The 11,868-nt window shown below is 70.4% G+C and carries 12 protein-coding genes and 1 pseudogene; 8 read left to right on the top strand and 5 right to left on the bottom strand.

The annotated features are described in order from the left end of the window. Positions 1–378 (top strand): annotated as a pseudogene (locus ACFTZL_RS31020) (MFS transporter); the annotation flags it as partial. A gap of 113 nt (positions 379–491) precedes the next feature. Beyond that, positions 492–788: a DUF1330 domain-containing protein gene (locus ACFTZL_RS31025; protein WP_165256912.1), complete on the top strand. Its 297-nt coding sequence runs from the start codon at positions 492–494 to the stop codon at positions 786–788. A gap of 45 nt (positions 789–833) precedes the next feature. Here ACFTZL_RS31025 and ACFTZL_RS31030 read toward each other — a convergent pair whose 3' ends face one another. Beyond that, complete coding sequence (locus ACFTZL_RS31030; RefSeq protein ID WP_382589267.1) at positions 834–1,034, bottom strand: hypothetical protein; 201 nt, start codon at positions 1,032–1,034, stop codon at positions 834–836. 136 nt (positions 1,035–1,170) lie between these two features. On the opposite strand from ACFTZL_RS31030, the gene ACFTZL_RS31035 reads away from it, so the two are divergent. Continuing rightward, positions 1,171–1,542: a hypothetical protein gene (locus ACFTZL_RS31035; protein WP_382589270.1), complete on the top strand. Its 372-nt coding sequence runs from the start codon at positions 1,171–1,173 to the stop codon at positions 1,540–1,542. A gap of 79 nt (positions 1,543–1,621) precedes the next feature. On the opposite strand, the gene ACFTZL_RS31040 is transcribed toward ACFTZL_RS31035, so the two are convergent. Further along, entirely contained in the window at positions 1,622–2,389 is a 768-nt protein-coding gene (locus ACFTZL_RS31040) for an SDR family NAD(P)-dependent oxidoreductase (RefSeq protein ID WP_382589273.1), read from the bottom strand. A 91-nt stretch (positions 2,390–2,480) separates the two neighbouring features. Continuing rightward, entirely contained in the window at positions 2,481–3,503 is a 1,023-nt protein-coding gene (locus ACFTZL_RS31045; RefSeq protein WP_382589276.1) for a zinc-dependent alcohol dehydrogenase family protein, read from the bottom strand. A 124-nt stretch (positions 3,504–3,627) separates the two neighbouring features. On the opposite strand from ACFTZL_RS31045, the gene ACFTZL_RS31050 reads away from it, so the two are divergent. The 3 genes from ACFTZL_RS31050 (at position 3,628) to ACFTZL_RS31060 (ending at position 7,973) form a co-directional block, all read left to right on the top strand. Further along, positions 3,628–4,524, top strand: coding sequence for a helix-turn-helix transcriptional regulator (locus tag ACFTZL_RS31050; RefSeq protein WP_382589278.1), 897 nt, complete (start codon positions 3,628–3,630; stop codon positions 4,522–4,524). Positions 4,525–5,207: 683 nt separating this feature from the next. After that, the gene (locus ACFTZL_RS31055; protein ID WP_382589296.1) at positions 5,208–6,707 is read left to right on the top strand and encodes an FUSC family protein; all 1,500 of its coding nucleotides are present in this window, start codon (positions 5,208–5,210) and stop codon (positions 6,705–6,707) included. A gap of 237 nt (positions 6,708–6,944) precedes the next feature. Further along, the gene (locus tag ACFTZL_RS31060) at positions 6,945–7,973 is read left to right on the top strand and encodes a lactonase family protein (protein WP_382589281.1); all 1,029 of its coding nucleotides are present in this window, start codon (positions 6,945–6,947) and stop codon (positions 7,971–7,973) included. Positions 7,974–8,069: 96 nt separating this feature from the next. Here ACFTZL_RS31060 and ACFTZL_RS31065 read toward each other — a convergent pair whose 3' ends face one another. Together ACFTZL_RS31065 and ACFTZL_RS31070 are read right to left on the bottom strand one after the other, a co-directional pair. Continuing rightward, positions 8,070–8,993: a sirohydrochlorin chelatase gene (locus ACFTZL_RS31065; RefSeq protein ID WP_382589284.1), complete on the bottom strand. Its 924-nt coding sequence runs from the start codon at positions 8,991–8,993 to the stop codon at positions 8,070–8,072. A gap of 125 nt (positions 8,994–9,118) precedes the next feature. Then, complete coding sequence (locus ACFTZL_RS31070; protein WP_382589287.1) at positions 9,119–10,105, bottom strand: N-acetylglucosamine kinase; 987 nt, start codon at positions 10,103–10,105, stop codon at positions 9,119–9,121. A gap of 168 nt (positions 10,106–10,273) precedes the next feature. Between ACFTZL_RS31070 and ACFTZL_RS31075 the strand changes: the two genes are divergently transcribed. Both ACFTZL_RS31075 and ACFTZL_RS31080 read left to right on the top strand, forming a co-directional pair. Continuing rightward, positions 10,274–10,951, top strand: a complete 678-nt coding sequence (locus ACFTZL_RS31075) for a uracil-DNA glycosylase (protein WP_382589290.1) — start codon at positions 10,274–10,276, stop codon at positions 10,949–10,951. 165 nt (positions 10,952–11,116) lie between these two features. After that, the gene (locus ACFTZL_RS31080) at positions 11,117–11,866 is read left to right on the top strand and encodes a LamG domain-containing protein (RefSeq protein ID WP_382589293.1); all 750 of its coding nucleotides are present in this window, start codon (positions 11,117–11,119) and stop codon (positions 11,864–11,866) included. Positions 11,867–11,868: the final 2 nt, after the last annotated feature.

Raw genomic sequence — 11,868 nt, forward strand, 5'->3', positions numbered from 1 at the left:
GCCGAACTGCTCGCGGCCATGGGCGTGCTGGGCTTCGGCGTCGGCAGCTTCTCGGCCGCCATGCCCGGCGTCATCCTGGCCGTCACCCCCAAGAGCGAGACGTCGAGCGCCATGAGCTTCAACTACGTCGTCCGCAGCGTCGGGTACTCCCTGGGCAGCGCCATCGGCGGTCTGGTCCTGGCCGCCGGCACCGCCACGGGCCGCCTCTTCCCGAACGACGACGCGTACACGACCGCGGCGCTGGTCGGCGTCGCCGCGATGGCGATCACGACGATGGCCGGCCTCGCCCTCGCCCGCCGACGCTCACCCGAGACCAATCCGATCACAGCCCCGGTCGGTGTGCCGGGCCTGGGCCGGTCGAGTCGAACCGGAAGCTGAGGATCGAAGCCGTCCGACTTCGACGCCGTCTCCGTCGGCTCGCTGACCCACAGCGCGCCGGCGATGGATCTGAGTATGTTTCTGGTGATCAATTCCGAACACAGGGAGGAACCGTGGCCAAGGGCTACTGGGTCAGCGTCTACCCCACCATCACAGACCCTGAGGGGCTTGATGTCTACAACGAACTGGCCGGTCTGGCCGTCAAGGCCGCAGGCGGGCGGGTGCTCGCCAGCATCGGCAGCCGGGTCGTCGCACACGAAGCCGGAATCGCCGAGCGCGTTGTCCTGATCGAGTTCGACAGCTTCGAACAGGCGGTCGCCGCATACGAGAGTGCGGCCTACCAGAAGGCGCTGGCCGAACTCCCCGACGGCTTCGAGCGCGACTTCCGCATCATCGAAGGCCTCGACTGACGACCGATGCTGCGTCAGGGAGGAACACGATGCCGGCTGCGGGGATCACCCCGGCTCGTCAGCGCGCCGCACCGTCGCGAACAGCGCCAGGCCGGTGGCATCGGCGGTGATGTCCAGTCCGGCGACGGTTCCCGGCGGCGCGGCGGCTCGGACGTCGGCCTCGATGTCGGCGGGGGTGCGTTCGACGAGGTCCGGCGGCCGATGTGCCCGGTGCCGGCCGGGAGTGCGAGATGCGGTCGTGGACAACGGGGGCGACGCGCATTCCGCCTCCCGGTATCTGGGGAAACGGCAGACCGGTGCGGCGCTGCTGGCAGCCTTGCCGGAGCTCGCCAAGTGAAGACGACGGACCCGGTGGACGGTGAGGTACTGCGGGCGGCACTTCGTGGCCATCGCCACCAGCGAGTACGCCGACCCTGGTTTTGAGCCGCTGGAGGATCCGCCGCCGGAGCAGCGGTGGAGGGAGGCGGATGCCGCGGTGGTCTTGGTCACCGGCCATGGTGTCACTTCGAACGGGGCGCACTGGACGGTGCTGCAGGGCAGCGAAGCCGACCGTCTGTCGTCGACCTCGCTGCGGACCGCAGATCTGATCAGCTGGCTGAAGGACACCCGCATTCGCCACCTGTTCCTGGTCCTCGACCAGTGCTTTGCGGGACAGACCATCGCCGAGCGGCCGCCTTCGACGAAGCCCTGCCCGGCACCTGGCTGGTGCTGCCCAGCGCCACCAAGAACCAGGAAGCAATCACGGGAGCTTTGACTGGTGTGGTGACCGCATTCTTGGCCGAACTGCGTTCCGCGGAGGGCGCCCGATACGCCGGCCCGAGGGCGGACTCACATCAGTGGACGGTGAAGCCACCGTCGACGGGGAGAGCTGTTCCGATGATGAAGCTGGCGCCGGGGCTGCACAGCCACAGGACGGCTGCTGCGACCTCGTCCGCTGTCCCCAGTCGGCCGATGGGCTGTTCCTTGATGATCTCGGCCATGGCCTCGGCCTGGTTCTCGACCATGTCGGCGACCATCGGGGTGTCGATGACGCCGGGGCAGACGGCGTTGATGCGGATGCCCCGGGGCGCGTACTCGACCGCGGCGCTGCGGGTCAGGCCGATGACGCCGTGTTTGGAGGCGTGGTAGGCGGCGCGCTCGGGCAGTCCGACGAGCCCGCCCAGGGAGGAGCAGTTGACGATGGCGCCGCTGCCCTGCTCGCGCATCTGTCGCAGTTCGTGCTTCATCGCCGCCCAGACGCCGCGCAGGTTGACGGCGTTGACCCGGTCGAAGGATTCGGCCGTCTCGTCGGCCGCGTCGGTCGGCGGCACCTGGATGCCGGCGTTGTTGAACGCCATGTCCAGGCGGCCGTACTCCGTCACCGCGGCCCGCACCGCCGCTTCCGCTTGCTGTTCGTCGGTGACGTCGCAGACGACACCGGTCGCCCGCCCTCCGCGGCCGGTGATCTCCTCGGCTGCTTTGTGGACGGCGTCGGGGTCGAGGTCGCCCAGCACCACGGCGGCGCCGGAGTCGGCGAAGGCGCGGGCGGCGGCCAGGCCCATGCCGGAGGCGGCGCCGGTGACCAGGGCCACCTGCCCGGAGAAGTCGTACGTGGGGTTCATGAAGTTCTCCCGTCGAGTCAAACAAGGTCCCGCAACCTGCCCGGGATGTTCGAGGTCCCGGGCGAGGGCGGGTGGAAGGGACGAGTGAGGGTCAGGGCTGCAGCAGGGTCTTGATGGCGCGGCGCTCGTCCATCGCCTTGAATCCCTCAGCAACCTGATCGAGCGGGAGGGTGAGGTCGAAGACCTTGCCCGGGTCGATCTTGCGGTCCCAGATGAGCTGGATCAGCTCGGGCAGGAACCGGCGCACCGGGGCGGGGCCGCCGTGCAGGTGCACCTCGGCGAAGAACAGTTCCTCGCCCGGAAGCTCCACCCCGTGGGCCACACCCACGTATCCCACGTGCCCGCCGGGGCGGGTGGAGCGGATGGCCTGCATCATCGATTCCTGGGTGCCGACGGCCTCGATCACGCTGTGGGCGCCGTATCCGCCGGTGAGTTCCTTGATCCTGGCCACGCCCTCGTCACCGCGCTCGGTGACGATGTCGGTGGCGCCGAACTCGCGGGCGAGCTTCTGCCGCGACGCGTGCCGCGACATCGCGATGATCCGCTCCGCGCCCAGCTGCTTCGCGGCCAGAATGGCGAGCAGGCCCACGGCTCCGTCACCGACCACGGCCACGGTCCTGCCCGGCCCGGCCTCGGCGGCCACGGCGCCGAACCAGCCCGTCCCCAGCACGTCGGAGGCGGCCAGGAGCGAGGGGATCAGGTCGTCGGCCGGCATCCCGGGGGTGGCGACGAGGGTGCCGTCGGCCAGCGGCACCCGCAGGTACTCCGACTGCGCCCCGCCCGCTCCGACGAACTCGACATGCGCGCACCGTGACTGGTAGCCGGCCTCACAGATCTCACAGGTGTTGTCCGAGGCCATGAACGAACCGACGACGAAGTCACCGACGCTGATGTTCTTGACCTCGTCGCCGATCTCGGTGACCACGCCGACGTACTCGTGACCGATCGGGGTCGGCTGCGTCACCTCGTTGATCCCGCGGTAGTCCCACAGGTCCGAACCGCACACGCAGGTGGCCGACACGCGGATGATCGCGTCCGTCGGCGCGACGATCGTGGGGTTCTCGCGCTCTTCCACCCGGACATCGCCCGGGGCATGAATGACAGCTCCACGCACTTGCAGCATTCCTTTTCACACAGATTTTCTGGGGTTGCTCCTCACCGTCCCTCGCCTCGCGGATGCCTGCCAGGCACTCTCAGGGACCCCCACATCGGGAACGGGCGGTCCTAGCCTTGAAGCCATGGAGTTTCAGCAGGAGATCCGGGGCTTCCTCATGAGCCGCCGGGCGAGGATCACTCCCGAGCAGGCCGGCCTGCCCTATGTCGGGGGTGACCGGCGCGTCAAAGGGCTGCGGCGCGAGGAAGTCGCGATGCTCGCCGGCCTCAGCGTCGAGTACTACACCCGCATCGAGCGCGGCCAGCTCGGTGGGGCGTCCGAGAGCGTCCTCGACTCGATCGCCCGTGCGCTGCAACTCGACGACGACGAGCGCGCCCACCTGTACGACCTGGCACGCAGCGTCGCGCCCGGCTCACGCCGCAAGCGCCCCAAGCGCGCCTCACCCATCACCGCGTCGGTGCAGCAGGTCCTCGACTCCATGAGCGTGCCCGCCGTCGTACAGAACGGCCGCCTCGATCTCCTCGCGGCCAACGACCTGGGCCGCGCTCTGTACGCCGACCTCTTCGACATGGCCCAGCAGCCACCGAACATCGCCAGGTACGTGTTCCTCGACCCGCGAGCCGAGGCCTTCTACGCCGACATCAACGAGGCGAAGAACCAGCTGGTCGCGATACTCCGCGCGACCGCCGGACGCGACCCACTGGACAAGCAGGTGACCGAACTCATCGGCGAGCTCTCCACCCGCAGCACCGATTTCACCACCCGCTGGGCCAAGCACAACGTGCACCGCCACTCGCGCGGACGCAAGACCGTCAACCACCCGGCCGTCGGACGGATGGACCTCGCCTACGACGACTTCGCACTGCCCGGCGACCCGCACGTCTCCATCACCACCTACACCGCAGACCCCGGTACGCCCAGCGCTGACGCTCTCACCCTGCTCGCAAGCTGGGCCGATACGCAGAAGCAACCGCCAACCGTGAACGACGAGGCACGCCGTACTCGCCCCCGTCACCCTTAGGTGCTCGATCTGTTCGGTCGTTCCTCTGCCCCTCGCGCCAGTGGAATGTCCGCCATGGTGCAGCGGAGCCAGCGCGTCGACCGAGATGACAGCCCACGGCCGGTCCTCAGAGCGGTGATCAGCTTTGCCGAACTGACGCGGGCTCAGCCCGGTGAATATGGCTATCCAGGAGGGCTCCGATGCCGTGATCGCAGTCGCCCTGTCGTCGGAGAACTCGCTCAGCCTCCTGGCGACACCTATGTTCCGGAGCACCCCCGGTTTCCATAACCGGGGATTCGCTGCCATACACGGTCGGTCCGCCAGCAGGGCCGGTGTTCATGCGTGGTCGGTCCACGGCCGCTGAAACAGACGGGCCCGCTGTGAGCTGGAATCGGGTACGTCCTCACCATCGTCGGGAGCCAGCCTGGGTGAAGCCTGATCCATTGGCCTCCCATCGGTCGGCATCGAGGTTGATCAGGCTGTGCCATTGGCACACTCATCGGCGCGACAGTTGAGCCAGTGGGCCCGGAGGTGGTTATCTATGCCCTATCCATGTACTTGCGGCGCCGCGTAGCGCTGGACGGCGACGAGGCCGGGTCCGGACCGCGGTGCCTTCGTTCTGCCTGCTCGTTGTCCGCCACCCGGGACGACCGTGGGTAGGGCGCGTACCACTGCAAGGGGGGCGGCGCACCGCCGTGAAGAGGATGTTCGTGGCTCCGGACCCGGGGCGCTTGAGGCTGCGGAACGCGACCCGCGCTGTCATCGGTGTCGCCGCCGCCGTCGCCGTTTCCGAGCTCTGCGGGCTATCGCTCACCGCATCGATCACCGCGGGACTCGCGGCACTGCTCGCCCTCTTCACGGTCACCGATGCGACCGTCCGTGACCAGCGGATCACCACCGCCCTGCTTCCCATCGCGGGATTCCCCGTGCTGGCGCTTGCCACCACACTGCACGGCATCACCCCGGCCCGTGACGCCGCGTTCCTGGCCGTCGTCTTCTGCGGGGTCTATGCCCGCCGCTGGGGCCCACGGGGCCACGCGCTCGGGATCTTCGCGTTCATGAACTTCTTCATCACGCAGTTTCTGCATGCGGTTCCCGCTCAGCTGCCCGAGCTGTACACCGCTGTGGGCCTGGCCCTTGTCACGGCCGGCGCCACGCGCTTCGTGCTCTGGCCCATCGAGCGTCACACCCCACCTGCGGCAGCCCCGCCGGCCCTGCCCGCCAGCGGGTTGGCGCGGCCCACCACCCGGCAAGCCTTCCAGGCCACTGCTGCCTCGACTCTCGCGCTTCTGGTAGGACAGTTCCTTTCCGAGGAGCGCTGGTACTGGGCCGTCGGTACTGTCTGGTGGATCTTCGTCAACACGGCTTCTCGCGGCGAAACCCTGGTCCGCGGTTTCCGCCGGGTCTTCGGAACTGTGATCGGCATTGCCATCGGCCTGCTGGTCGCCATCCCGCTGCATGGCGCGCCCGAGCCGACGGCCGCCCTGGTTGCCGTCTGCGTCTTCGGCATCTTCTACACGGCCGCCGTCTCGTATTCCTGGATGATGCTGGCAGTGACGGTGATGGTCAGCTTGCTGTACGGCCTGCTGGGCGTGCTGGACCCCGGCCTGCTCGAGCTTCGCCTTGCAGAGACCGGTGTGGGCGCGCTGTGTGCCGCGCTGGCCGTGGCCCTCGTCTTGCCGGTCACCACGCACGCCACGAACGACGCCTGGATCCAGCGGGCACTGCATTGCGTCCACGCGGCCACGGCCGAAGCGGCCGCTCGCCTCGCTGGAGATCCGAAGGGCGACCCTGCCCTGCACGCCGCCGAACTGGAGCTGCTGCTCGGCCGGGTACGGATGGCACTCGCCCCGTTGATGCACCCCTTGACTCCCTTCCGTGCTCGGAAAGTCCGTGCCCGCCAGGTCATTGAGCTGCTCGACGACTGCGCCCGCGAAGTGCGGGGTCTGGTGTCCATTGCCGCCGATCCTGTCGCGTCGCACGACGCCCGTCTGGCCGCTGCCTGCTGGCGCGTCGAGGCAGCGGTGGAGGCACTCACTGTCAGCGACCTGGGGCGCAGGCGAGTGGCGTCCGCTGGCGGCGAGACGCCTCAGCAGGACGAGACGGAGTCGGCCCTCGTGCATCTGCGTGGCTTGGAGAAGGCTCTGTCGGAGCTGGCGATGCCGCTCGGGTCCTCTCCGCGCCCTCCACTTGTCCCTTCCTGAACGGGAGCGTCGGCCTGCGGTCCGGCGCTCTCTACCAGACGGCTCACAGCCGTTCGCTGAGGATCTTGGCTGCTCTCGTGATGGAGCCCGGAAAGTGGCCGCTGCGCACGCCGTCGCGCTCCCCGTTGGTCGGTGCCTGAGCGACGGGCCGCCGCACCCCCTTGACCCTTTGGTCTAGACCGCGCATGATCGACCGCGCGGTCATTCCGTACGGCTCAGGGACGAAAGGGCACAGCGATGGCGGACGGCAGCAGGCGGCGGGCGTTCATCGGGTCGTTCACGGCGGCCGGCGGCCCGGGCATCGTGACGGCGGAGGTCGATGCGGACAGCGGCGCGCTGACCTTCCTGAGCAGTGTGAACGTCGTCCCCGACCCGGCCTATCTAGCCCTCTCGCCCGACGGGGACACGCTGTACGCGGTCAGCGAGACGGCCGCGGGCGCGGTGGCCGCGTACCGGGTGAACGGGGACAAGCCCGAGCCGGCCGGAGCGCCCGTGCCGCTCGACGCCGGCGGGCCGACCCACCTCGGCCTGTACGCCGGACACCTCCTGACCGCCGACTACGGCTCGGGCAGCGTCACCGCCGTCCCCGTCCGCCCCGACGGCACTCTCGCGCGGTCCGCCTCCGGCGTGCTCCGGCACACCGGCGCGGGCCCGCACACCCCGCGCCAGCAGGGGCCGCACGCCCACCAGGTGCAGCCCGACCCGAGCGGGCGCTGGGCCGTCAGCGTCGACCTCGGCACCGACTCGGTGCGGGTGTGCACGCTGACGGACGGCACCCCGGCCCTGCACCGGGAGACCGCCCTGCGGCCCGGCTCGGGGCCGCGCCACCTGGCCTTCCACCCGGACGGCTCGTACGCCTACGTCGTCAACGAACTCAGCCCCTCCGTCACCGTCTGCCGCTGGGACGCGGCGGAGGGCGTGCTGACGCCGCTGACGGAGACCCCGGTCCTGCCGGGCGCACCGGTGCGCGACGCCTACCCCTCGGGGATCGTCACCTCACCCGACGGCCGCTTCGTATGGACCGCCACCCGCGGCGAGGACGTCCTGTCCGTGTTCGCCGTCGAGGGGGAGGAACTGCACCTGGTCACCACGGTGCCCTGCGGCGGCCGCTGGCCACGCGCCCTGACCGTGTCCGACGGCTTCCTGTACGCAGCCAACGAGCGTTCCGGTGACGTGACCTGGTTCGCGGTCGACCCACTCACGGGCGTGCCGAGGCGCGGCGGCTCGATGAGGGTGACGGCGGCGTCGTGCGTGATCATCGGCTGATCGGGGGGGCGTGGGGGCTTGCCCCCACAAGGGGCGCGGGGAACTGCGCGACAAGCCACAGCGCACCCGCACCCGACCGACTTCCCCCAGGGCGCGTCAGCGAACCGGCGTCTGCTGAACCTGCTGCGGCGTAATGCCCAACGCCGTCGTGTACTTCGCCAGCGCCAGCTTCCCGATCGCCGGGTACGGCCCGAGCGACTCCGCAGCGGAGCACCCCGCCTCCTTGGCCGCCTCCTCGATCAGCCCCGGCTCGATCTCCGGGCCGATCAGATACGGCGCGAGGGCGAGCTGCTGCGAGCCCGAGGAGCGGAGCTGCTCGGCCACGGACGCGATGGAGCCCTCCTGGTCCAGGGCCGCGGCCATCACCGGCACCGCCAGGCGCGCGGCCAGCAGCATGCCGGTGATCCCGGCCGCCTGCACGGCCTCGTCACCGCCCACGGAGGCCAGGACGATGCCGTCGGCGGCGGTCGCCACCGTGAACAGGCGGGCACGGTCCGCGCGGGCCAGACCGGCCTCGGAGAGCCGCACGTGCAGCGCCTCGGCGAGCAGCGGGTGCGGGCCGAGGACATCGGTCAGCTCCGCGGCGATGTGGCTCTCCATGACGGCCTGACGGACCCGGCGCAGCAGCGCGCTGTCCGGGCCGGCGAGGAGCGGCACGACGACGGCGACGGGCCCGTCGGGCTCTCGGACGTCCATGCCGGCGGCACGCGCCTGCTCGAAGCGGGCGGTGCGCTCCTCGGCGGCGTGTGCGAGCACGGCCTGGAGCGTGAAGAACTCCGCGTTGTCCCCGTCGAGGTACCCGATGCGGGCGTCGAGGCCGGGCAGCTCGGAGCGGGCGATGCTCACGACCTCCTCGGCGAGGCTGCGCGTGGCGCTACTGGGCGTGCCCGGCACGGCGAGGACGAGCGCGGGCGCGCCCTCGGGAGCCACCAGCGGCTCGGGGCGGCGGTGCCGTCCCGGCTGGCGGGGTCGCGGCATTCGTACTGGCAGGCCGGACTCGGGTCCAGTGGGGGAACTCATGGCGCCGCATGTTACTGGTTTCCTGGGCTCTCCTGTTCGGGGAGGGTGCAGGTGAGCGGTATACGTCCGGTTTTGTCTGATGAGTTACGTACGGATTGAGTTACGTACGGATCATGCGGGTCGGATTATTCACCCGACAGGGTTGTCACGGACAGCATCCTCTCGTCACCCGGCAGTGTGAGGGGACCGGTGCTCAGCTCGGTCGCCAGGCGCACGGAGCCGTGCAGCGGGTCACCCTCGGCCGGCACCCGGCGTGCGTGCGGGAGCCGCTGCGCCAGTTCCTCGTCCACAGGCCCGAGGAGCGGGTCGCCCAGTTTGAACAGGCCGCCGGTGACGGCGACACGGGGCTCGCCGCCCGGGGGGCACACGGCTGCCGCGGAGTCGGCCATGTGCCGCGCGGCCGCGCGCAGGATGTCCGCCGCGACGGGGTCCCCGTCCGCGCAGGCGGCCACCCGGGGTGCGAAGGAGGCGAGGACGGCGGGCCGGTCCGGCCGCGGGTACAACCGGCCGGGCAGTCCGGCCACCGGCCCGAACGCCTCCTCGGCGCTCGCCAGCAACGGTGCCGAGCCGCCCTCGCGCCCGTCATGGGCGCGCAGCGCGGCCTCGAGACCGGCCCGCCCGATCCAGGCACCGCCCCCGCAGTCACCGAGCAGGTGTCCCCAGCCGTCCGCGCGACGCCAGCCGGTCAGGTCGGTGCCGATGGCGATCAGCCCCGTACCGCCGGCGATCACGGCACCGGGGCATGGCCCGAGGGCGCCCACGTACGCGGTCACGGCGTCGGCGGCCAGCGCGATCCTCCGTACGCCCAGCTCCCGGGTCATTGCGCCCGGCAGTTCGGCGCGCAGCGCGTCACCCAGGGAGGCGAGCCCGGTGGCGCCGACGACGGCGGCGGTCAACCGCACCGGCCCGGCCTCCGCGGTCAACACACGCACCAAGGGCATGAGCTGCGCCATGAAGTGTTCGGGGTCGATGCCCCGGTCGCCCGTGCGGACCGGCTCCGCCGACTCCCGCCGGGCCAGCGGCCCGCGCTCGGCGGTTCCCACCACCGCCCGTAGTCCGGACCCGCCGGAGTCCACGGCGAGAAACCCGGATTCCTCCGACGCCCCGGTCACGGCAGGCGCCGGTCCACCGGCCGGGCGCCTCGGCGGAGTGGCTTGGTCACTGGACGCAACGGGCTCCCCTCCTTTCCGGAACGAAGAGTAGTCCCGAGGGCGGCGTCCGGGCGTGAGGGGTTCTGTGCTTGTGCGGGGACCGGTTGTGTGCCAGTAGGGTGACGCGCTGTGGCACCACGACCCTTGCATGAACTTGTCGAAGCAGGCTGGGCGAAGGCTCTGGAACCTGTGGCCGATCGCATCGCCGCGATGGGGGACTTCCTGCGGGCCGAGATAGCGGCCGGCCGGACCTACCTCCCCGCTGGGGCGAATGTCCTGCGGGCCTTCCAGCAGCCCTTCGACGACGTCCGCGTCCTGATCGTCGGTCAGGACCCCTATCCCACACCGGGGATGGCCATCGGGCTGAGCTTCGCGGTGGCGCCCGAGGTGCGTTCGTTGCCGGGCAGCCTGGAGAACATCTTCCGGGAACTGCATACGGACTTGGGGCTGTCCAGGCCGTCCAACGGTGATCTGACACCGTGGTCGGAGCAGGGGGTGCTGCTGCTCAACAGGGCGCTCACCACCGCTCCGCGCAAGCCCGGCGCGCACCGGGGCAAGGGCTGGGAAGAGGTCACCGAGCAGGCGATCCGGGCCCTGGCGGGGCGCGGCAAGCCGCTGGTGTCCATTCTGTGGGGGCGTGACGCCCGCAATCTGCGGCCGCTTCTGGGGGATCTTCCGGCGATCGAGTCCTCTCATCCCTCCCCGATGTCGGCGGACCGCGGTTTCTTCGGTTCGCGCCCGTTCAGCCGGGCCAACGATCTGCTGGTGCGGCAGGGGAGCGCGCCGGTGGAGTGGCGCCTGCCGTAGGCCGTCCGGGGCGTTGCCGCATGGTGTGGCGCACACAGGACATCCAGGGGCGCCCGCATCCGTGTTCACATCGGCCTGTCACACTTTGGTGGTACGTCAAACTACTTCCCGAACGGAAATTTGATCACCAGTGACATTCCTCCGCCGCACGGCCCAGGCAGCATCATGACGCGCAGATGGTCGCTCATCGCCACGATCGCCGTACTGACCGTCGCCCTGGCCTTCGTCGTCACCCAACTGGTGCGCGGTCAGGAATCCGGGGACTCCAAGGAGCAGCAGGCCTCGTCGGGTTCGAGCGCCGAGTCGCTGCGCGGCGTCGGGTGGTGGCCCCTGCACCGGTCCGGCACCGCGAAGGCGGGTGAGCACGACGCCGTCGTCAGCGGCGACGTGGAGTGGACCGACGGTCCCCAGGGCGGCGCCCTGCGATTGGACGGCAACGGATACGCGGACGCCGGCTCCCGGATCGACACCACCGGCGCGGACTACTCGGTCGCCGCACGGGTGCGGCTCAGCTCCACGGACGGCTTCCACACCGCCGTGTCCCAGGACGGCTACGGCAGCAGCACGTTCTTCCTCCAGTACTCCAGCCAGGACGAGAACTTCGCGTTCAGCTTCCCCGGTGCCCGTACGGTCGCGGAGAAGACCGAGCGGCCGCAGGCCGACCGCTGGTACCACCTCACCGGCACGTACAGCCAGAAGGACCACCGGATGCGGATCTACGTGGACGGCAGGCTCGCGGGCGGCAGAGAGGCCTCCACCAAGGAGAAGCCCACCGGCGATGTGGTGATCGGACGCGGCAAGATCGGAGGGAAGGCGGCCGACCACTGGAAGGGCGACATCACCGACGTGCACGTTTACGATCGGGAACTGACGTCCCGTGAGGTGGACTCGCTTTCCGCCCGCGAACCGGACTGACA

Origin of the sequence: Streptomyces sp. NPDC056948, from assembly GCF_042674225.1 — a bacterium.
Lineage (GTDB): Bacteria > Actinomycetota > Actinomycetes > Streptomycetales > Streptomycetaceae > Streptomyces > Streptomyces purpurascens.

What these genes read in the sequence shown, in the direction of transcription:
- ACFTZL_RS31040 (WP_382589273.1), bottom strand. Translation starts at nt 2,389, where the DNA reads ATGAACCCCACGTACGACTTCTCCGGGCAGGTGGCCCTGGTCACCGGC.
- ACFTZL_RS31050 (WP_382589278.1), top strand. Translation starts at nt 3,628, where the DNA reads ATGGAGTTTCAGCAGGAGATCCGGGGCTTCCTCATGAGCCGCCGGGCG.
- ACFTZL_RS31055 (WP_382589296.1), top strand. Translation starts at nt 5,208, where the DNA reads ATGTTCGTGGCTCCGGACCCGGGGCGCTTGAGGCTGCGGAACGCGACC.
- ACFTZL_RS31060 (WP_382589281.1), top strand. Translation starts at nt 6,945, where the DNA reads ATGGCGGACGGCAGCAGGCGGCGGGCGTTCATCGGGTCGTTCACGGCG.
- ACFTZL_RS31065 (WP_382589284.1), bottom strand. Translation starts at nt 8,993, where the DNA reads ATGAGTTCCCCCACTGGACCCGAGTCCGGCCTGCCAGTACGAATGCCG.
- ACFTZL_RS31080 (WP_382589293.1), top strand. Translation starts at nt 11,117, where the DNA reads ATGACGCGCAGATGGTCGCTCATCGCCACGATCGCCGTACTGACCGTC.